General features: G+C 41.5%; 19 protein-coding genes. All 19 read right to left on the bottom strand.

Features of this window, described 5'->3' with window-relative positions; all coding sequences use genetic code 11:
• Positions 1-7 precede the first annotated feature (7 nt).
• Positions 8-1,417 carry a ribosome biogenesis GTPase Der gene (gene der / locus AC4MC0_RS02545; RefSeq protein WP_004697684.1) on the bottom strand — a complete coding sequence of 470 codons (1,410 nt, stop codon included), beginning with the start codon at positions 1,415-1,417 and terminating at the stop codon, positions 8-10.
• A 168-nt stretch (positions 1,418-1,585) separates the two neighbouring features.
• Positions 1,586-2,731: an outer membrane protein assembly factor BamB gene (bamB, locus tag AC4MC0_RS02540; protein ID WP_201706776.1), complete on the bottom strand. Its 1,146-nt coding sequence runs from the start codon at positions 2,729-2,731 to the stop codon at positions 1,586-1,588.
• The gene (locus AC4MC0_RS02535; protein WP_005401704.1) at positions 2,728-3,426 is read right to left on the bottom strand and encodes a YfgM family protein; all 699 of its coding nucleotides are present in this window, start codon (positions 3,424-3,426) and stop codon (positions 2,728-2,730) included. The genes bamB and AC4MC0_RS02535 overlap by 4 nt, the downstream gene beginning before the upstream one ends.
• Positions 3,427-3,453: 27 nt before the next feature.
• Entirely contained in the window at positions 3,454-4,749 is a 1,296-nt protein-coding gene (gene hisS / locus AC4MC0_RS02530; RefSeq protein ID WP_062031308.1) for a histidine--tRNA ligase, read from the bottom strand.
• Positions 4,746-5,861 carry a flavodoxin-dependent (E)-4-hydroxy-3-methylbut-2-enyl-diphosphate synthase gene (ispG, locus tag AC4MC0_RS02525; RefSeq protein ID WP_130235007.1) on the bottom strand — a complete coding sequence of 372 codons (1,116 nt, stop codon included), beginning with the start codon at positions 5,859-5,861 and terminating at the stop codon, positions 4,746-4,748. The genes hisS and ispG overlap by 4 nt, the downstream gene beginning before the upstream one ends.
• A gap of 18 nt (positions 5,862-5,879) precedes the next feature.
• Positions 5,880-6,656 (bottom strand): helix-turn-helix domain-containing protein, encoded by a 777-nt coding sequence (locus AC4MC0_RS02520; RefSeq protein WP_010327531.1) that lies wholly within the window; start codon positions 6,654-6,656, stop codon positions 5,880-5,882.
• Positions 6,647-7,447, bottom strand: coding sequence for a type IV pilus biogenesis/stability protein PilW (gene pilW, locus AC4MC0_RS02515; protein ID WP_087014670.1), 801 nt, complete (start codon positions 7,445-7,447; stop codon positions 6,647-6,649). Before pilW ends, AC4MC0_RS02520 begins: the two co-directional genes overlap by 10 nt.
• Positions 7,448-7,463: 16 nt before the next feature.
• Entirely contained in the window at positions 7,464-8,699 is a 1,236-nt protein-coding gene (gene rlmN / locus AC4MC0_RS02510) for a dual-specificity RNA methyltransferase RlmN (RefSeq protein WP_004697671.1), read from the bottom strand.
• 122 nt (positions 8,700-8,821) lie between these two features.
• Positions 8,822-9,253, bottom strand: coding sequence for a nucleoside-diphosphate kinase (gene ndk, locus AC4MC0_RS02505; protein WP_004697669.1), 432 nt, complete (start codon positions 9,251-9,253; stop codon positions 8,822-8,824).
• A gap of 110 nt (positions 9,254-9,363) precedes the next feature.
• Positions 9,364-9,564, bottom strand: a complete 201-nt coding sequence (iscX, locus tag AC4MC0_RS02500) for a Fe-S cluster assembly protein IscX (RefSeq protein WP_004697668.1) — start codon at positions 9,562-9,564, stop codon at positions 9,364-9,366.
• 90 nt (positions 9,565-9,654) lie between these two features.
• Positions 9,655-10,206, bottom strand: coding sequence for a phosphatase PAP2 family protein (locus tag AC4MC0_RS02495; RefSeq protein WP_005401706.1), 552 nt, complete (start codon positions 10,204-10,206; stop codon positions 9,655-9,657).
• Between the two features lie 192 nt (positions 10,207-10,398).
• Entirely contained in the window at positions 10,399-11,679 is a 1,281-nt protein-coding gene (locus AC4MC0_RS02490) for a glycosyltransferase family 4 protein (protein ID WP_005401707.1), read from the bottom strand.
• 140 nt (positions 11,680-11,819) lie between these two features.
• Positions 11,820-12,236, bottom strand: coding sequence for a hypothetical protein (locus tag AC4MC0_RS02485; RefSeq protein ID WP_004983505.1), 417 nt, complete (start codon positions 12,234-12,236; stop codon positions 11,820-11,822).
• A 13-nt stretch (positions 12,237-12,249) separates the two neighbouring features.
• Positions 12,250-14,553: a fimbria/pilus outer membrane usher protein gene (locus tag AC4MC0_RS02480; RefSeq protein ID WP_005401709.1), complete on the bottom strand. Its 2,304-nt coding sequence runs from the start codon at positions 14,551-14,553 to the stop codon at positions 12,250-12,252.
• 20 nt (positions 14,554-14,573) lie between these two features.
• A complete protein-coding gene (locus tag AC4MC0_RS02475) occupies positions 14,574-15,278 on the bottom strand; it encodes a fimbrial biogenesis chaperone (RefSeq protein ID WP_336000211.1) in 705 nt (234 codons plus the stop codon).
• Between the two features lie 400 nt (positions 15,279-15,678).
• Positions 15,679-17,304, bottom strand: a complete 1,626-nt coding sequence (gene tnpC / locus AC4MC0_RS02470; protein ID WP_491887264.1) for an IS66 family transposase — start codon at positions 17,302-17,304, stop codon at positions 15,679-15,681.
• 74 nt (positions 17,305-17,378) lie between these two features.
• Positions 17,379-17,714 carry an IS66 family insertion sequence element accessory protein TnpB gene (gene tnpB / locus AC4MC0_RS02465; RefSeq protein ID WP_225546543.1) on the bottom strand — a complete coding sequence of 112 codons (336 nt, stop codon included), beginning with the start codon at positions 17,712-17,714 and terminating at the stop codon, positions 17,379-17,381.
• Positions 17,711-18,094: an IS66-like element accessory protein TnpA gene (tnpA, locus tag AC4MC0_RS02460; protein WP_004691518.1), complete on the bottom strand. Its 384-nt coding sequence runs from the start codon at positions 18,092-18,094 to the stop codon at positions 17,711-17,713. The genes tnpB and tnpA overlap by 4 nt, the downstream gene beginning before the upstream one ends.
• A gap of 82 nt (positions 18,095-18,176) precedes the next feature.
• Positions 18,177-18,404, bottom strand: coding sequence for a hypothetical protein (locus tag AC4MC0_RS02455; RefSeq protein ID WP_491887263.1), 228 nt, complete (start codon positions 18,402-18,404; stop codon positions 18,177-18,179).
• Between the last annotated feature and the right edge of the window lie 591 nt (positions 18,405-18,995).

Here is an 18,995-nt window from a genome sequence, read left to right as displayed (position 1 = left end):
TGCCTGATTAGCGTTTGAATTTCTTCTCAGCTTTCTTAAATTTCTGAACATAACGACGCTTACGCGCTGCTGTACGTTCATCCACCTGTGACTTACGTCCTTCAAATGGGTTTTCAGAGGTTTTAAACTCAATACGCACTGGCGTACCTTCAAGTTTGTACACTTTACGAAATACGTTTTCTAAATAACGACGATAATCCGCAGGGGTTTTATCAACTTTGTTACCATGCACCACAATCGTAGGTGGATTTTGTCCGCCCATATGGGCATAACGCATTTTAATACGGCGACCACCGACCATTGGTGGTTGGTGCGCATCCGTAGCATCACTTAAAATTTGTGTGATTTTTGCAGGAGAAACTTTCAAATGTGACGAATCATAAGCACGGTGAATCGATGGATATAGATCCCCCACACCCGTACCATGCAATGCAGAAATCAAATGCACTTTCGCCCAAGGAATAAAGTCAAAGCGACGATCGACATCCAACTTACATTGTTTACGATCATACTCAGACATGTTGTCCCATTTGTTAATTGCAATCACCATCGCACGGCCCGCTTCAAGCGCGTAACCAATCAAATGTAAATCTTGCTCAACCACACCTTCACGTGCATCAAGTACAACCACAATGACATGGGCATCTTTAATGGCCTGTAGCGTTTTCACAATTGAGAACTTCTCAATCATTTCATCGACTTTACCTTTACGACGCACACCTGCAGTATCGATTAAGGTGTACTGACGGCCATCACGTTCATACGGGATATAGATCGAGTCGCGGGTTGTACCCGGTTGGTCAAATGCAACTACACGCTCTTCACCCAATAAACGGTTCACTAGCGTCGATTTACCGACGTTTGGACGACCAATAATCGCTAAACGTAAGCCTGTGTTCTTATCGTGCTCATCTGCATCTTCATCTTCAGGCACACTTGAAAGCACATCTTCAAGCATTTGCTGTACACCGCGACCATGGCTCGCAGCCACTTGCATAGGTTCGCCCATACCCAACTTGTAAAATTCAACAAGTGCAGCTTCGGCATGTACACCATCAACTTTATTCGCCACAAGGTAAACTTTCTTACCGAGTGTACGTAGCTCACGCGCAATTTGCTCATCCGATGCGAGCAGGCCTGCGCGTGCATCAACTACGAATACAATAATATCGGCTTCATTGATGGCAGTTTTAGACTGTTCTGCCATGTAAGAGTCGATACCACCTTCATTTTCGCCAATACCACCAGTATCAACCACAATGAAAGACTTATTTTGAAATACAGCATCACCATATTTACGGTCACGAGTCAGACCGGCAAAGTCAGCAACAAGCGCGTCTCGGCTTTTGGTGATCTGGTTAAATAGCGTTGATTTTCCGACGTTCGGACGACCAATGAGCGCAATTACGGGTTTCATAGATTAACCTTTATTCAAGATCAGCCAGTGAGACTGGTCTGAACATCAGAAACTGGAAGAAAATTAGGTGAAAAACCTGAATAAAAACTCGGGGTTTTGACTAAGCAAACACCCCGAGGAATTTAAAAAAATACGAATTTCGACTAGTTTAACATAAGTCGAACAGAATTAACGATTCTGCCAAATGCTTAATGCACCCTTTCGTGTTGCAACATAGAGTTGATCATCAATCACACGTAAAGTACGCACTTCACCAGACGTCTTCGCACGACCGATCAACTCACCTGTCGCAGGGTTCAGCATGTGCAATACGCCATCTAGATCACCGACAATTAGGTCTTGGCCCAACATCACTGGATTACTCAATTGGCGGTTCAGCAAGCTGTCATTTTCCCAAAGCTTTTGACCCGTGCTAATTTCATAAGCCACTAACTTGCCGTCAGTTTGCGCCACGAATACACCATTACCCACCACTTCAGGGCGCTGCGTACTACTCGAATCTTCACTCCACACCACTTGCTGTGAAGCCAAGTCTGTCATGGTCACTTGACCTTGATAGCTGGTCGTAATCAAGTACTGACCTGCCACTACAGGATCACCATCAACATCATTCAAACGTTGAATATCCGAACGACCATCCGACACAGCTACACGGCGCTGCATACGTGGTACACCTGTAAGCACATCTAAAGCATAAACATAGGCATTAGCTGAAGAAATGAGCACTGTACGCGCATCAACAGGAACAGGCGCTGCATTACCACGTAAGCTAAGTTGTACATTTGGTAAGTTATAAGTCCACACTTGCTGACCTGTTGCCAAATCATGCGCAAAAACAGTGCCATCATTACTGACAGAAATAACACGACCCGCTTGAATCAACGATGGCGCAAGAAGTGCACCTGTTAATTGTGCAGTCCATTTTTGCTCACCAGTTGCCTGATCTAAAGCAAACAATTGACCTTTGGCGTTGCCTACAATGACATGACCATCGGCAGCTTCAACGCCTGAACTCAAACCGGCTTTAGATACTTCTTTCTGCCATAGTTTTTGTTTGCCTTGATACGCCGTTACGACACCTTTAGGGTCAAGTGCAAAAACTACACCGTTGTCTGCATCTAGGCGTAAACGTAAAGGATCAGCAGTCGAAGTTGAAGACACACTTTGAGAAAATACAGGAGTCAGGGTTTTCGCCTGCATCAGTTTTGGAAGTGGATTCGGCTTAACTTCTTCTACTTTTCCGCTACTTGCACAACCCGCAAGTGCTAAAGTTAATACGGTTAATGCGCACGAAATTTTGTATTTTCTATTCATTCAGTTTCTTCCGCTGCTGTTTCTATAAGTGGACGTTCGATTTCAGGATCATCAACTAAAATACCAACACTTTCGAGTTTAATTTGTAAAATTTGGCGTTCTTGTTTACGTTCAACCAACTGATCCCATGCACTTTGGTAGGCTTTTTTCGCATTTTCGATGTCGTTTTTAGCTACATAGACATCACCCAAAGCTTCATCGGCTGTCGCTTTAAAAGCAGGATCTTTTACCAATGCGAGGTTTTTAATCGCATCATCAAACTTCTTTTGCGCCAATTGTGCATACGCTAAACGCAATTTCACAATTTGCACTAAGCCGTCGTCATCCACTTTCGAGTTTTCAACTTTCTTCAACGCTTTTTCAGCACTGGCATAATCCGCTTTGTCATAGGCCAATTTTGCCATCAACAATTGCGTTTGAATGGCCTGCGCCGAATCTGGTGCTTCTTTCACAATTTTGTCCGCAGTTGCAGACAAGGCTGTAAATGCATCACCTTGCGTTGCACGTGCTTCATCCATCAATTGCTGAACTTTAGCCGTGTTCATTTGGTTCTCGGCCAAAGTCTTCTTCTGCCAGTATTGCCATCCAAAAAAGGCAATCAGCGCAATTAAAATCCCACTAATAATGGCTGAACCATATTTCTTAGTGAAAGACTTTAAACTATCAAGTTGTTCTTCATCACTTAATGCGCTCATGTGACTACCCTTTCCTTATATTTTGGCTTATTTTGAAGAAAATTTTTCAATCATAAATGGCACGATGTCATCCACCGCAACCAGAGTTTGTTCAGCTGTTGCCAACTCTTTTACGGCAAACTGTGCAGCTTCCACCTCGCGCTCACCCAAAATGAGGGCAAACAATGCGCCAGACTGATCCGCTTTTTTCATTTGCGACTTCATTGAACCATGTGAACCAACTTTCAAACGAAGCGTACTTGATGCAGCATCTAATTGGTTACGAATTTGTTCTGCAAGCACCAAAGCTTTGCCTTGAGAAGCTGGATCTGCCAATAAAAACATTTCGCAGTCACGTACAGGTGTAGCGTCTTCGACTTGCTCAAGCAATAACAACAGACGTTCCATACCCATCGCAAAGCCAACTGCAGGTACAGACTGATCGGCCTTGCCTTTAAGCTGACCCACTAAGCCATCATAACGACCGCCCGCACAGACTGTGCCTTGTGAACCCAAATGCGTGGTGGTCCATTCAAATACAGTTTTATTGTAATAATCTAAGCCACGCACCAGTTTTTGGTTAATCACGAAGCTCACACCTGCATCGGTTAAATACTGCTGCAAAGTTGCAAAGTGCTGTAGCGTCTCTTCCCCCATAAAGTCATGCAACTTCGGCGCATTTTCTAAAATGGCTTGGGTTTTTGCATCTTTAGAGTCAAGAATACGTAGTGGGTTGGTGGTTAAACGACGCTGTGAATCTTCATCTAAATCATTTTTATGTGATTCTAAGAACTCCACCAATGCCGCACGATAAGCTGCACGCTCATCCGACTCACCGAGAGTATTCAACTCAAGTTGAACTTTATCTGCTACACCCATGCGTTTCCACAGACGTGCTGTCATCAAAATCAGCTCAGCATCCATATCTGGGGTTGCGACACCAAAGGTTTCCACGCCGAACTGGTGGAACTGACGGTAACGACCCTTTTGCGGCTTTTCATAACGGAACATCGGCCCGATATACCAGACACGAGGCGTCGCACCTCGAAGTAAGTTATGCTCCAGCATGGCGCGTACACAGCCTGCTGTTCCTTCAGGACGCAAAGTCAAAGACTCAGGCGGATTACCTTTGTCCAAGAAGGTGTACATTTCTTTTTCAACGATATCCGTTGCATCACCAATCGAACGTTTGAACAAATTGGTTTGTTCAACAATAGGCAAACGAATTTGCTGGTAGCCATACGCATCCATCAATGATGCGAGATGCTGTTCAAGACGTCTCCACGCTGGTGTTTGCGTAGGAAGAATGTCATTAAAACCTTTGATTGCGACAATTGAACTCATGATGAACTACGGATGATCTCTTTAGATTTAGCTTCTTCAAGCTCTGAAACACGCTGACGAACCATCGTTTCGATTTCGTCAACCAACTGATTTGTGTCAATTAAATGGCTCTTTTCACCATTACGATACACCAGTGAACGTGGACTTGCACCAACTACACCAATATCGGCTTCTTTGGCTTCACCCGGACCATTCACTTTACACCCAATCACCGACACATCCATTGGGGTACGAATATCCTCTAAACGCTCTTCTAAGGCTTGCATCACTGAAATCACGTTAAACTCTTGACGTGAACAACTTGGACAAGCAATGAAGTTGATTCCATTTGAGCGAAGACTGAGTGATTTTAAAATATCAAAACCAATCTTAATCTCTTCTTCAGGTTCCGCTGCCAAGGAAATACGCATGGTGTCACCAATGCCATCCAACAACAAACCGCCCAATGCAATCGCAGACTTCACTGAACCTGTACGGTAAATCCCAGCTTCCGTTACACCCAGATGTAACGGATTATCAATTTGCTGTGAAAGTAGGCGGTAAGCATCCATGGTTAAAAACACATTGGATGCTTTTACAGAAACCTTAAACTCATGAAAGTTCAGACGATCTAAAATATCAATATGACGCATCGCCGACTCAAGCAATGCCTGACCGGTTGGCTCACCATATTTCTTTTGAATATCTTTTTCCAGTGAACCTGCATTCACCCCAATACGCATAGAAATATCGTTATGGCGCGCTGCAGCCACTACTTCACGGATTTTAGCTTCAGAGCCAATATTTCCAGGGTTAATTCGTAAACAATCCGCACCCAAGTCCGCAACACGCAGTGCAATCTTGTAGTCAAAATGAATATCTGCAACCAACGGCACCGATGAACGCTTACGAATTTCACCAAAAGCCTCTGCCGCTTCCATCGTTGGTACAGAAACGCGCATGATGTCCGCACCTACATCTGCACAGCGCTGAATTTGCGCCAGCGTTGCTTCCACATCACAAGTTTCAGTATTGGTCATACTTTGAATGCTGATGGGTGCATCGCCACCGACATAGACTGAACCTACACGAATCTTACGAGTAGGCTTGCGTTTAATTGGATTTACAATCATTGCTTTTCCTTGATCCCATTAACGTGACAAGCGGAAATCTGCTTTTCCACCGACGGTATATGGTGACAATGAAATACTTTCATTATTTAAGCTGAGTGACACAGCAGCAGCATCATCGATACGAATTTGAAAAGGTGTCTCGCCAGCAAGCTCAAGTGTAGAGGCTTGACGCCCTGTTGCCAGTACTTTCCCAGTTGAATCGACAATATGTACAGACGTAGGACGATTGAACTCAAGTTTCAACTGATCCCCTGTGGTTGCAGCAGCCCCATTCATATTGATGATTTGTACATCAGATTCAGTCTGCGGAGTCGTAGCCTCATCTGTACTGCCTGACCAATTCTGAATCATGCCGAACAACGCTGCCAAAATCGCAATTACAACAATCGCAATCAGTCCACGTTTCAACCATTTACGGTTACGGTCACGGTTAGAACCGGGTAATTTACCCATGATTTTAATCGGTGAATTATTCAATGCATGATTCGGCAATAGCCCCGTATCATTGGCATAGATGTCATCAAAACGCTGAATAATCGTAGTAGCATCCACTTTTAGGAACTTCGCATAAGTACGATAGTAACCCTTAATGAAGGTTGCTTCTGGAAGCGCTGTATATTCGTCCTGCTCAAGCGCAGTTAAGGTCTTGAGTGGAATATTCAACTCTTTGGCAACGTCGCTTAATTCACGTTTTTGTGTAATACGAATTTGACGAAGATAATCACCCGGACGTTGGATATTTCCTAAAGCATTGCTAGAACCATTCGATTGTGGTGAATTAGGATTTACTTCCATACGGCCTCAGTAGTGTACTGTAATTGCAAATAACGTTTGTATTCTTGACTGTCTGGATACAATGCACGTAGCTGGTTGACCAGTACTTGCGAACCCATCGTGTCATGATTTGCTCGCGCAATTCGGATCCCAATCCAAAGCGCACGTGCATCTAAGTTTTTCTCGCCAACCGCTCGCACAAACTGTTCATAGTACTGCGTAGCTTCAGCATTTTGCTGACGTAAATATGAAATTTCCGCCATTTCGATCATGGCAAGATAGGCACCTGAGTTTACCTGTAGGGCTTGTTTAAAAGCAGCTTCTGCTTCCGCCACTCGACCTACTTGTAGATACGCACGACCTAAATTTTCCAATGCTCGATAACGTTGATCATACCCTAAAGTTGAACCTGCAACTTGAAGTTGATCAATCGCGTCATTATAACGCCCAATTTGATATAAATACGTACCGTAGTTGTTACGAGCCTGTGCATTTTTTGGCTCAGCCGCAATTGCATGCTTAAAATAACGCTCTGCCTTTTCCACATTTTGTGGACTGCCTTCACGCTGTAACAACACCCCCATCATCATATTTGCAGATGCATCACGAGAGTCGATGTCTAATGCCTGATCCAATGTACGTTTCGCAGCATCGTAATCATTCGACTTAATATATTCAGCCGCCAACTGCGTTCTAACTTGTACTGCTTTACTTGGATCACCTTTCGTATTCACGGTTTGGCAACCCACCAAGTACCACACTGTCACACCCAGTGTCAGCGCAAGGTAAAGTTTAGAAACGGGTTTTTTCAATTGGCATCCCCTTATATTATCCTTGTGAACGTAGAATCTCGTTTTTCTCTGCTACTTTCTTTTTCCACTGCTCAGCACGACGTGTTCGATCAGCCACTTGACCAACCAATTGTCCGCAGGCAGCATCAATATCATCACCACGCGTTTGACGAATCGTACACACAAATCCGGCGTCAGACAAAGTTTTTTGGAAAGAAATAATGCGGTTGCGACTTGAACGACCATAAGGCGCATGTGGAAATGGATTAAACGGAATTAAATTAATTTTACTTGGTAAATTCTTCAACAGTTTAATCATCTGCTGCGCATGCTCAGGATGATCATTCACCCCATCCAACATCACATATTCAATCGTGACATGCTTACGCGCACTTTCATTACCGTCTTTAGCGATATAACGCTGACATGCTGCAATCAGTTGTGCCAATGGATATTTTTTATTGATTGGAACCAATTCATTCCGTAGTTCGTCATTTGGCGCGTGTAGGGAGATTGCTAGTGCAACATCAATATCTTGTGCCAATTGATCAATTTTCGGCACCACACCTGAAGTTGACAAGGTCACACGGCGCTTAGACATACCATAAGCAAAGTCATCTAGCATAATACGCATTGAGCTCAATACGGCATCATAGTTGAGTAATGGCTCGCCCATCCCCATCATTACGACGTTGGTCACCGAGCGCTCACGCTCAGCTACAGGCACATCTTCCATATAAGAATAGTTTGCGACCCATAGCTGACCAATAATTTCATCTGGGTTTAAGTCGCGCTGAAAACCTTGTTTACCGGTTGAACAGAATGAACAATCCAGTGCACAGCCCACTTGAGATGAAATACATAAAGTACGGCGCAAACCACTGCGATGCTCAGCAGGGATCAATACGGTTTCAACCAAAGAGCCTTCGCCCTCACCGACGCGAAAGACCCACTTACGCGTACCATCTTTAGAATAATTTTTATGCACCACTTCTGGCGCTTTAATTTCACAAAGTTTTTCAAGTTTTTCACGTAACTTGCCTGAGATATTGGTCATCTCAGCAAAATCAGTCACAAAAAACTGATGAATCCATTTCATCACCTGTCCTGCGCGAAACTTTTTTTCTCCCATATCTTCGAAGAATTTTTCAAGCTGCGGACGTGACATGCCAAGTAAGTTCACTTTCGCAACAGAGTTTTGCTGTGCAGGAGCGGATGGAGATTGTTGCTGTTCAGCCGAAACTGTAGAGACAGCGACCACTTCAGTACTCATGTGTATTACCTAAACCATGTCTAACGATGAAAGGAGAAGCTCAATAAACGAGCAGAAATTTATTCAGGGAATAAAAAAACCAGATAAGTATAATAACACTTATCTGGTTTGAATACTTCGAATTAACGAGTACGTGGAGCAATCTCAGTTTGAGCGAAGAAGTAGTTAACTTCACGATCAGCAGATGCTACAGAGTCAGAACCGTGAGCAGCATTTTCGTCGATGCTTACAGCGAAGTCAGCGCGGATAGTACCTGGAGCAGCTTCTTTAGGGTTAGTTGCGCCAAGGATTTCGCGGTGAGCAAGAACTGCGTTTTCGCCTTCAAGAACTGAAACAACAACTGGACCAGAAGTCATGAACGCAACTAGGTCAGCAAAGAAACCACGTTCTTTGTGCTCTGCGTAGAAACCTTCAGCTTCAGCTTGAGTCAAGTGTTTCATTTTAGTTGCAACGATTTGAAGACCAGCTTTTTCAAAACGAGCAAAAATGTCACCGATGTGGTTTTTAGCAACTGCGTCTGGTTTTACGATAGATAAAGTACGTTCAATAGCCATGATTGGCTCCTTAAGTCAATGTAGACATGAAAATTTTGGCGCATTATACCGACATAATGCACAATTTTCTGCTTTTACTCTGTAAAAAGTTGCTTTTTTCGATACAAGGATTATCGCGCTTCGTCAATCCATGCCATTTGAATTGCTTCAAGCAAACCTTCAGTCGACTTGGTCGGATCATCACTAAAGTCTGGTAAGGCACATACCCAAGCATGTAAGTCTGTAAAGCGAATCCACTGCGGATCGACATCTGGATGAGCTTCATACAACTCAATAGCAATATCAATAGTGTCTGACCAACGTAAGCCCATGGTGGAGTCTCATCACAATGTAGAAGATGCTGTACTGTAGCAAACTCTGAAATTTAAGCGCTAGTTTGTTTGAGATAAAACTGGGCTTTTTTACAACACAATATTTAAAAATGGTGCACTACAAATTAAAGTGACGGCTACCACCGCACCTATAGCCGCTCCCACCAACACATCACTTGGATAATGCAGCCCTAAAATCATGCGTGACGCGGCAACCAAAACAGTAAAAGGCAACATGAGCACCAATAAAATTGGCTGTACGAAGCCCAATAAAGTACTCACCATCACTGCATGTAAAGTATGGCCTGAAGGAAAACTAAAGTGATCGAGAGGTCGCTCACCCATTCGAATCACTTGATGTACTTGATAGGGTCTTGGGCGAATAGTTTTGATTTTTAAAACTTTATAAATTAAAGTCCCGCACAATGAACCAAGCACCAAATACACAATTTGCAAACTGTAGACCAATCCTTGCAACAACCAAGTTAAGGCCAACATGGTGTACCAAAAGATGCCATCCCCCAATCGACTGATCCGCTTAAAAAAATTGGCTACAACATGCGAATGGGAAAAATGATTGAGATAGACACAGCCTTTTAAATCTAAATCTAATATTCTTATTTTTGCAGTTTTAAGATTCATACCACTTCTCCTTAACAACAATGTTGAAAGTTCAGCTGGAAAATCATTGTTCTATGACGATTTAATTCATCAAAATCGCTTCTCGTTAAGCTCATGTTAAAGGGTGTTTTTGACAGTTTGATGATTTAAGTTAAAACCCATCAAAATTACCCAACTCGTCTTTATCACTGACACTTTTAAAACAGCTATTGGCTAAAGTGCTGCCTTAATATTGGCCACATGATATAAGGCTTGCTCAAACTGTTTCACAGGATACTGCCAGCCTACACTTTCAATATCTTGGCGTGCTTGAGTTCCCATACATCTAAGCACCTTTTGCTCTGGCAGTTGAATAATAGTCTGCATAAAATGTGCCACTTGTCCAAAAGGACTCAACCACCCTGTTATACCTTGCTTGATATAACGCTGCGGACTGGCATAGTTATAGGCCACCACAGGCAAGCCGCTGGCCATGGCTTCAAGTACCACATTACCAAAAGTCTCTATTTGACTTGCAAAAACAAAAGCATCTGCACTGGCGTAAACTTGGGCGAGTGACTGCCCTGTTAAGCTTCCCGTAAAAATAACATCTGAGCCATTTGCTATCTCGGTTAAGCGCTTACGATCTGGCCCATCCCCCACAATCACCATTTTCAACTTGCGCGATTGCTGCTTCTTGATATTCAAATAACTCTGAATGAGCACGTCGACTTCTTTTTCTGGAGATAAACGTCCCACATATAGCAATACAGAAGTATTTGCATCTGCTTGCCAGCACTGACGCAATTGTTCTGAGCGATGTTCTGGATGGAAGCGAGTTGTATCCACCCCTCGCCCAACCTCAACCAAGGGGCAAGTCACACCAAAGGCCTTAAGTTGATTTAATGTGGTTTGACTCGGCACACAGGTGAGTACCGTATGGTTATGAAACCAGCGAAGATAACTTTCAATCGGTTTGACCAGCAAAGCCAAATCAAAGAAGCGACTAAAGTCATGAAAAGTTGAATGAAAGCCACTTGATACTGGAATTTGATGTGCTTGAGCTGCATACAGTGCAGTCAGCCCTAGCGGACCTTCCGTCACAATATGGACCACATCTGGCGCGAAGCGTTCAATCGCTTTGCTGACTTTCACATACTGTGGCATACCAAATTGCATGTCGGCATATTTAGGAATGCTTTTTGCCCAGACCAAACACTCATGTTCTGCCTGAAAGTCAGTGCATATAGTTTTTTGTATTGGGCGGATGAGCTGAATACGATGCCCCAGTCTTTGCAAACCTTTACACAGTTGTAATAAAGAGTTCGCAACACCATTGATTTCTGGTGACCATGTTTCCGTCACGATGGTTATTTTTAACTTGGGTTTTAGTGTTTCTTGAAGGATAGAGAGTTCTTGCTGAATATTATGCTGATGTTGTTGCTTGAGATAAAACCGCTGAGGTTCTGGGAAATTGTGCTGTTTGAATAATTTTGTTGTCATTGAACCGATCATGCTATTCCAAACTTTTCTTATTTTCCTCCAAGTTTAGGCAAACTATTTGACAGTTTTATGATAATGAATGCAATCAAATAAAAAGATACCTATGATTAGTAGGTATCTTTTTACATATTAATAGGTTAAAGACCTAAAATTTAAAACATCAAATTAATATACAAGCTATCTTTATACACACCTGCTGGGGTTAAGGCAGTTGGGCGCTCCATCAATTGCACCAAGACTACAAACTTATTTTGCTCAGTTGCTGGTTGAGCAATAGGGCTATTCCAACGTGATGCACTTGCTCCTGAAATATTCATTTGAGTTCTCAATTTATAGTTTTTCTCATTGACTAAATAACTACTCCCTGTTGCATTAGTTAAATTACGCGAATTGAATTTAATCGCGTAATTACTATCACAAGCCACTGAGAAAGAAGTTGCAGCTTGACTAAGATACGATGAACTTAGATTCAACTGGCTTGAAGTTAAACGCTCAATTTGACACTGTTTTGCATAAGCTATTGGGGTGGCCGCTACACAAAACAGCAGTATAATAATGTTCAGTTTCATGGCTCTACTCCATTTATTTACACTGAAGATCCAGTACTGATGAGTTGTCATCATTCTTAGTATCTGTAATTGTAAGTTCTGCCGAACAACTGCGTGCTTCTTTAGTTTTAATTTGTATCTTATATGTTCCCGGAATCAAACCATAAAGCGTTACGCTACCATCGGTAGAAATCGGATAAACCTCTCCTTCACCATTATTATCAATATAAAGCTCTGAACCAGCAGCAAAAGACCGATTGTTACTATCTACTGGCTTAACAGTGACTTGTTTCGCATGGAATACTGGGAAATTGATGATATAGCCGCGTTGATTTAAAGCTGTTAATTGTTTGCTTGAATACTGTATTTTATCTTCGATAGGTAGTTGATTTTGATCAAATGCAATGTCGTATTTAACATAAGGAATAACATCATGAATAAAGGCATACCCCTTTTTATTAGTTTTATCAACATAGGTCAGCGATCTTAAAATATCAATATCTTGGTAATCCCCTACTTTGACTAGAGTAAATGCGTTATCAACCATTTTAGTAAAACTGATTTTATTACCTAACCAAACAACTGCTCCTCGATAATTTAACTGTGACTCACGGTCTTCACGACCTTGCACATGATAGAAATCTAAATCTCCTACGTCTGTTTTAACAACACCATTAAAGTTAAACATCGCGTCTTCACTACGACGGTTTACGCCAAGAGAATAATCGAACCCGACTTGATTGGAGTCATATTTCACTAACTGGAGGTTTGTATTTTGGTCAGCTGATTGACTAAAGTAAACGGACTTATTATCAAAACTGTAGCTAAGTGAAAGAATGCCGCCTGAGTCTTTCCTATCACCAAAAGAGTTGAAATAACTCAAACCAAATGAAATTCGACGACCAAAATTCCGATTAAACCCAACATTTATTACCTTTTGGTTACTATTAAGAAAATCAGGATTTTCATAATATTTTTGTTCTGCATAGTTAATATTTAGATTATGCAAATAGGGCACATTACTCATACTAAAATATGCAAGATTTTCAAACTTCGGATAGTTAGAATTGGCACCTAACTCATCTCCTAAAAATTTAAAATCTTTTTCTGTATATTTTGAACTCGCCCCCATTGAAAATCGACCAAAGTCTTTACTTGCGGATAACCCATAGGAATAATTAAATTGGTTTTCATCATCATGAGAAGCAAGAACAACACTATCGAGAACAAAAATATTACTAATCGCTTGTGTCCACATGAACCCTATATTTTGTATATCTTTACTGTAAGATAAATTGCTTCCTAACGTAGTTGAGTTTGACATACCTCTGCGAAAATAAGTATTCACAAAGAAGTCCCTATAATCACTGCTATCCAAATTATAGTTGTAACGAAGTTTACCTGCTGCAACACTATATTCATTCAAACCAGATCGTAATAGTCTATTGGTCACCATAATAGGAAAGCTTTGTACACTTCGATTCCCGAGTACATCCTCAACTACAATTTGCGCATTACCTGCTTGTTGGATTTGTGCCCCCATCAGTAAGTTATAATCACCAGGGCTCACCTTTTGATTATAAATATTTACGCCATTTATATATAAATCAACAGTAGAAGGAACGCGTGCACTCCCTTGTAAACTTGGCATATTCCAGTACACAAAATTTGGTCTTTCAGTGTAATTCGTCCCCCAATTTAAACCTGCAAAACGTAAAGAATTAATCAAAGGGTTATATGTAGTTGTAGTATCCCCTATCGTTAAGCGGGTCATATGTTTAGGAAATTCAAAATCGACACTACTACTTAGGCGAACCACCCGCTCATCAGTGGGGGTATTCTGATACAACATCGAGTTTTTCATGATCCAATAATCTTTGAAAACCCCTAACTCCATCAGTCCACTATAAGAGTTATTAGAATTACTAGTTGCATAAAGAAAATCATAATTTATGAAACCGCCAAAACTGGCCTTTTCAGGAATGATGCTATTGTTTAATGCATTAAAGTCCGTTTCAAAAAGTTCTGTTGGAATCGTGAGCTTAATGGATTGCGATGAATCATCAAAAGTTGACTGAACACTACTTGATGACACCAAGCAGAATTCTGGTCGCGAAGCTAAGGTTTTTAATTGCGCAGTTGAAATTTGACGTTCTGCCAGTACCTGACATTCAAGATAATATTGATCTCCCTGCTTTAATAAGGCGACATCTGTATGATGATCTAGATCATTAATCCAAAGGTTCGCAATATTTTCTTCCAGCATACCCTCACTGGCATTCACATTTAGTGCAAAAAAAATATGAATAGCGATAAGTATTCTTATTTTCGTATTCATCGTAAACTCCCCACCCCAAACTAATCAGAGAATTTGAGCTCCACCATTTTATCATTCTTATCAGTAAACAATTGAACATAATAATTTTTAGGATTTGATATTCGTATATTGTTTAAATCATAGGACGCGCTTTTATTTGCAAGCAAATAATTCATGGTTTCCGATTTAAAAACTTCTTTTTTATTTGCATCTACAATTTTCAAATTTGCGATTTGAATATGCGATTTTGCATTATTTTTAACAATCAGCTTATTATTTTCAACTTTGAAATTTAGTTTAACATCTTCTTGCTTACCAACAAAGAGGGGTAAATTAAAGCTAACCAGAAAATTTACTGAAGATTCTTTTACAGCCTGTGGAATTTCATCAACAATCACACGCCATGTCCCTTCTTGTTGCCCTTCTAAAACCGACTCTACCGGACGATTAAAACCGATACGAATGGTTTGCTTGCCATTGGCTTGTAAAATAAAATTCTTAGGGTTAATAATTAAACTATTGTCAGGCTCAAGCACATTTTCACCATTGTCTTTTTGAGTCCACTTAAATGCTTTAACTTCAAAAATTCGCTTTTCTGTCTCGTCTTTAGATTCTAGGGTTAATGTTGTTGTTCTTTGCTTTGCGGGATTTTGAATATACATTTGGACTGGGTCAACTGAAACACCGGCATGTGTTCCCGACATATACAGCATCGAAAACACCAAAATTGATATTATTCTTTTCATATTACACCCCTTATTATAATTTTAAAAAACCTAACCTGATACTGTAATCAAGTTAGGCTTAGTTTAACTAAATTAGTAGTAAACTTTAATTTTATAAGTATCGTTATATGTACCCGCACGTTGGAATGCACCAACTGCTGCATTAGTTACCGAAACAGAATATTGATCGTCAGCTAGACCATTATGATTTGAATTACCGAATGGAATTACACCGCCACCTGTTTTATTTGTAACAATTGTTGTTGGTACACGAACACTGCCATCGTCCTCATGTTTAACATAAGTACTTACACTTGTACCTGTGTTCGCTGTTTGAATGTTAAGTGTATAGTGCGTATTACTACGTACAGTGTAATTTGAACTTTGTGTGTAAGCGTGCGCTGAACCCCATAGCTATTTTTTAATTCGGTTCAGGTTTCCAACGATGTGGCAGCAATTCTTCAATCTGGGTCACTTTATGTGTCGGCAGCCTTTTCAGCACATCACTTAAATAGGCATACGGATCCAGCCCATTCAGCTTTGCTGACTGGATTAATGTCATGATGTTTGCCGCTCGCTGACCACTGCGCAGCGAACCTGCAAACAGCCAGTTCTTGCGCCCCAACGCCCAGGGACGCATCTGATTCTCGACCCAATTATTGCAAATAGGTAGATTGCCATCATCCAGATAGCGGCTTAAAGCTGGCCAACGCTTCAGAGTGTAATTGATGGCCTTGGCGGTGGGAGAACTCGATGGCACTGTCAGATGATGTTGGTTGAGCCATTCATATAGTTGTTGCATCACTGGTTGACTATGCTGTTGTCGGTATTCGCGGCGGTCTTCCGCTGTACCATCGGTCTTTTTCCTGAGCTCTGCTTCTATCGCATACAGTCTCTGAATCATCAGTAATGCCTGTTCAGCGATCTGACTTTTCCCGGTCACATGCAGTTCATGGAATTTACGACGTGCATGCGCCATGCAGCCCACCTCAATGACATCGCCTGATTTAAAGCGTGCTTTATAACCACTGTAATCATCACAGACCAGATAACCCTGCCAGCCTTTCAAGAACTCTGCAGCATGCTGGCCTGAACGACTATCCTGAAAGTCATAGATCACCGCCTGAACTGGATTGTACTGTGTAGTGGCATAGGCCCAGACATAACCTTTCTTCGGTTTTTTATCATTCTCACCCATCCGCATGATGGTGACCGGTGTTTCATCTGCATGCAGCACCTGCTGTTGTAGTACCACCTCTTTTAAGGCATTGGCCAGAGGTTCCAGTTCTACACCGCAGCGACCTATCCAGTCAGATAAAGTAGATCTGGACAGATCAATGCCCGCCCGCTGATAGATCAGGCGCTGACGGTACAGCGGCAAATGATCGGCATACTTCGATACCAGCACATGGCTGAGCAGTTCAGGTGAAGCAATGCCTTTATCAATCACATAGGCGGGCATCGCTTGCTGAGTCAGGGTGTCACACTGATCACAGACCCATTTGCCACGCACATGCTGTTCCTTATAGAACTGTGCCGGTCTGAAATGCAGTTTTTCACTGACATCTTCGCCGATACGACGGAGTTGGCAGCCACAACTGCATTGGGTTGATGCAGGTTCATGCTCAATACGAATGGTGTGTAGATGATCTGGCAGCAGTCGACGTTTAGGTTTGTTGACTGTGGCTTTGTGTGTCGCTGCATTGGTTTTATCTGCATTTAGCCGTTCCAGTTCTAGATCAACCGCGGCAATATCTTCTTCGACCGCTTCATCCCAGAGATGGATTTGTTTTGCAGTGAGATGTTCGTTTTTACTGCCGAATTTGTGCTGTTTAAACAGCGCCAGTTCATGCTCGTATTTTTGATTGAGAATGGAAAGATGCTGAACTTTGGTATCTAATTGCTGATTGGTGACTTCAAGATGTTGAACTCTGGCATCTAATTGCTGGTTTGATTGTGCTAGAGACTGATGCTGCAGCGCCAACTGTCTGGTAAATTCCAGCAGTTGTTCATGGGTCAGTTGGCTTAAATCAGGCAGTGTATTCATGACCGCAGTATGCCTGAGGTCATGAGAAGAATGAAATAGAACGTTTGGAGAATAGCAGAATGGACCAAGCTAGTTTAGAGCATCGTCACCACCTGCTGTCGTCCAATGCGCTGCCAAGGCAAACCCTGGATCAGTGCCTGTAACTGTTCTGGGCTGAGGGCTACGCTTTCACCCTGGTGAACTTTAGCCCAGTGAAATTTTCCCTGTTCCAACCGCCGGGCACACAGCCAGATGCCCAGTCCATCATGTACCAGCACTTTCATGCGATGGCCACGTTTATTACAGAACAGGTAAGCACAATGCGGTTTAATGTAGCCAAAGGCTCTCACCACCTGAGCCATGACAGTATCCATCCCTGCTCGCATATCCAGAGGTTGGGTAGAAAGCCAGATTTCATCAATGCGGATCATGTTGCAAGTGCCTTGAGTAATTCTGCTAAAGCAGATATTTCTGATACTTGCCATTTCAAGCCAATTTCTGCTTTTGAGTGGGGTAAAGTAATTTGAACCGTTAACATGTCAGTAGGAGTAGGATCTAATGGTGCAGAGCAAGATAAGGCAATAAATGCAGGTTTATTCGGTAGTGGTGAGCGATCATTCCCTGGCTTAGCATCAATTAAGCGAATCCATTTGGATACAAGATTTGTATTCAATCCATGTTGCAAAGCGACCGAAGCAATTGAAACGTCCGGTGCTTTACAAGCCTGAACGATCTGCTGTTTAAATTCAGCACTGTATGTTCTTCGTTTTTTCGCAAGAGATGCGATGGATGTCTGGTGATTTGTAGTCATAAATTTTAGTCCCCACTTGTTTTTAAGTGGGGACTAAATTAAGGCTTATAGGATGAATTCATAAGGTGTGTTCAGCGGACGCTTACCTTTGTGTTCCACCATTTTTATTCAAGGTAATTGCAGTACCACCGAGTACTTCACATTTTTTAGGAATTTCCAATTTAATAGGAATATCTTTTTCACAACCTATAGAAGTACAGTTCCCCCAGTTATAACTAGGGCGTGATGCTGTATCACCCTCTGCATAAAGGGCTGTAGAACCTGCACTCATTAGCGTTGCAACTAGCGATGCTTGTAGTAATTTATTCATAGCGACTCTCCGAGATTTTTCTTTTAAAACTGATTAATTGTTATGATCACCCTTAATTAAACTGGACCTTGTTTGGCTACCAAGCTTTTCTTAAGCGTGTTTTTATTCTAGTTGTTCTGTATAAAAAACCATCTATGCAGCCTTTTTCACTCAAATAGAGACCCAACTTTAAAATCTCAACAAAGTAAAATTAATATATTGTTTTTATTGTCATTTTATTTATTAATTAATTTAATAAATCCCTGAAAATAGTTACACCACTTTCAGTGATGCACAATTTTAGTGTTTTTTTATATTTTAAGTAGATCTCTGTTTTATCTTAGAAATTTTTAACATTTCAAATTTACATTTAATTACATATTTGGGTGAATAATTTCTTAACCCGCTAAAAAATCCATTTTTCATCTTTTTTTTACTTTACATTTCTACTAATTATTCAATTTAGGTCGATCATCTCGCTAAAATTCAAAGTTTATTCACATGCTATTTACCCAATTTCAGTTATTGAACAATATGACTAAAATCACATAATCAAGCCTTAAATTTACATGACCCACTATTTTAGAAATCAAAAACTCACACTAAAAACCC

Source organism: Acinetobacter sp. CAU_H_S139_7, assembly GCF_058599305.1.
The sequence above is the reverse complement of the archived record's forward strand: the minus strand, read 5'-3'. Positions and strand labels throughout refer to the sequence as shown.

What these genes read in the sequence shown, in the direction of transcription:
- rlmN (WP_004697671.1), bottom strand. Translation starts at nt 8,699, where the DNA reads ATGAGTACTGAAGTGGTCGCTGTCTCTACAGTTTCGGCTGAACAGCAA.
- AC4MC0_RS02520 (WP_010327531.1), bottom strand. Translation starts at nt 6,656, where the DNA reads ATGGAAGTAAATCCTAATTCACCACAATCGAATGGTTCTAGCAATGCT.
- AC4MC0_RS02535 (WP_005401704.1), bottom strand. Translation starts at nt 3,426, where the DNA reads ATGAGCGCATTAAGTGATGAAGAACAACTTGATAGTTTAAAGTCTTTC.
- tnpB (WP_225546543.1), bottom strand. Translation starts at nt 17,714, where the DNA reads ATGATCCGCATTGATGAAATCTGGCTTTCTACCCAACCTCTGGATATG.
- AC4MC0_RS02455 (WP_491887263.1), bottom strand. Translation starts at nt 18,404, where the DNA reads ATGAATAAATTACTACAAGCATCGCTAGTTGCAACGCTAATGAGTGCA.
- hisS (WP_062031308.1), bottom strand. Translation starts at nt 4,749, where the DNA reads ATGAGTTCAATTGTCGCAATCAAAGGTTTTAATGACATTCTTCCTACG.
- tnpA (WP_004691518.1), bottom strand. Translation starts at nt 18,094, where the DNA reads ATGACTACAAATCACCAGACATCCATCGCATCTCTTGCGAAAAAACGA.
- AC4MC0_RS02495 (WP_005401706.1), bottom strand. Translation starts at nt 10,206, where the DNA reads ATGAATCTTAAAACTGCAAAAATAAGAATATTAGATTTAGATTTAAAA.
- bamB (WP_201706776.1), bottom strand. Translation starts at nt 2,731, where the DNA reads ATGAATAGAAAATACAAAATTTCGTGCGCATTAACCGTATTAACTTTA.
- AC4MC0_RS02485 (WP_004983505.1), bottom strand. Translation starts at nt 12,236, where the DNA reads ATGAAACTGAACATTATTATACTGCTGTTTTGTGTAGCGGCCACCCCA.
- AC4MC0_RS02490 (WP_005401707.1), bottom strand. Translation starts at nt 11,679, where the DNA reads ATGATCGGTTCAATGACAACAAAATTATTCAAACAGCACAATTTCCCA.
- ispG (WP_130235007.1), bottom strand. Translation starts at nt 5,861, where the DNA reads ATGATTGTAAATCCAATTAAACGCAAGCCTACTCGTAAGATTCGTGTA.
- tnpC (WP_491887264.1), bottom strand. Translation starts at nt 17,304, where the DNA reads ATGAATACACTGCCTGATTTAAGCCAACTGACCCATGAACAACTGCTG.
- AC4MC0_RS02480 (WP_005401709.1), bottom strand. Translation starts at nt 14,553, where the DNA reads ATGAATACGAAAATAAGAATACTTATCGCTATTCATATTTTTTTTGCA.
- AC4MC0_RS02475 (WP_336000211.1), bottom strand. Translation starts at nt 15,278, where the DNA reads ATGAAAAGAATAATATCAATTTTGGTGTTTTCGATGCTGTATATGTCG.
- iscX (WP_004697668.1), bottom strand. Translation starts at nt 9,564, where the DNA reads ATGGGCTTACGTTGGTCAGACACTATTGATATTGCTATTGAGTTGTAT.
- ndk (WP_004697669.1), bottom strand. Translation starts at nt 9,253, where the DNA reads ATGGCTATTGAACGTACTTTATCTATCGTAAAACCAGACGCAGTTGCT.
- der (WP_004697684.1), bottom strand. Translation starts at nt 1,417, where the DNA reads ATGAAACCCGTAATTGCGCTCATTGGTCGTCCGAACGTCGGAAAATCA.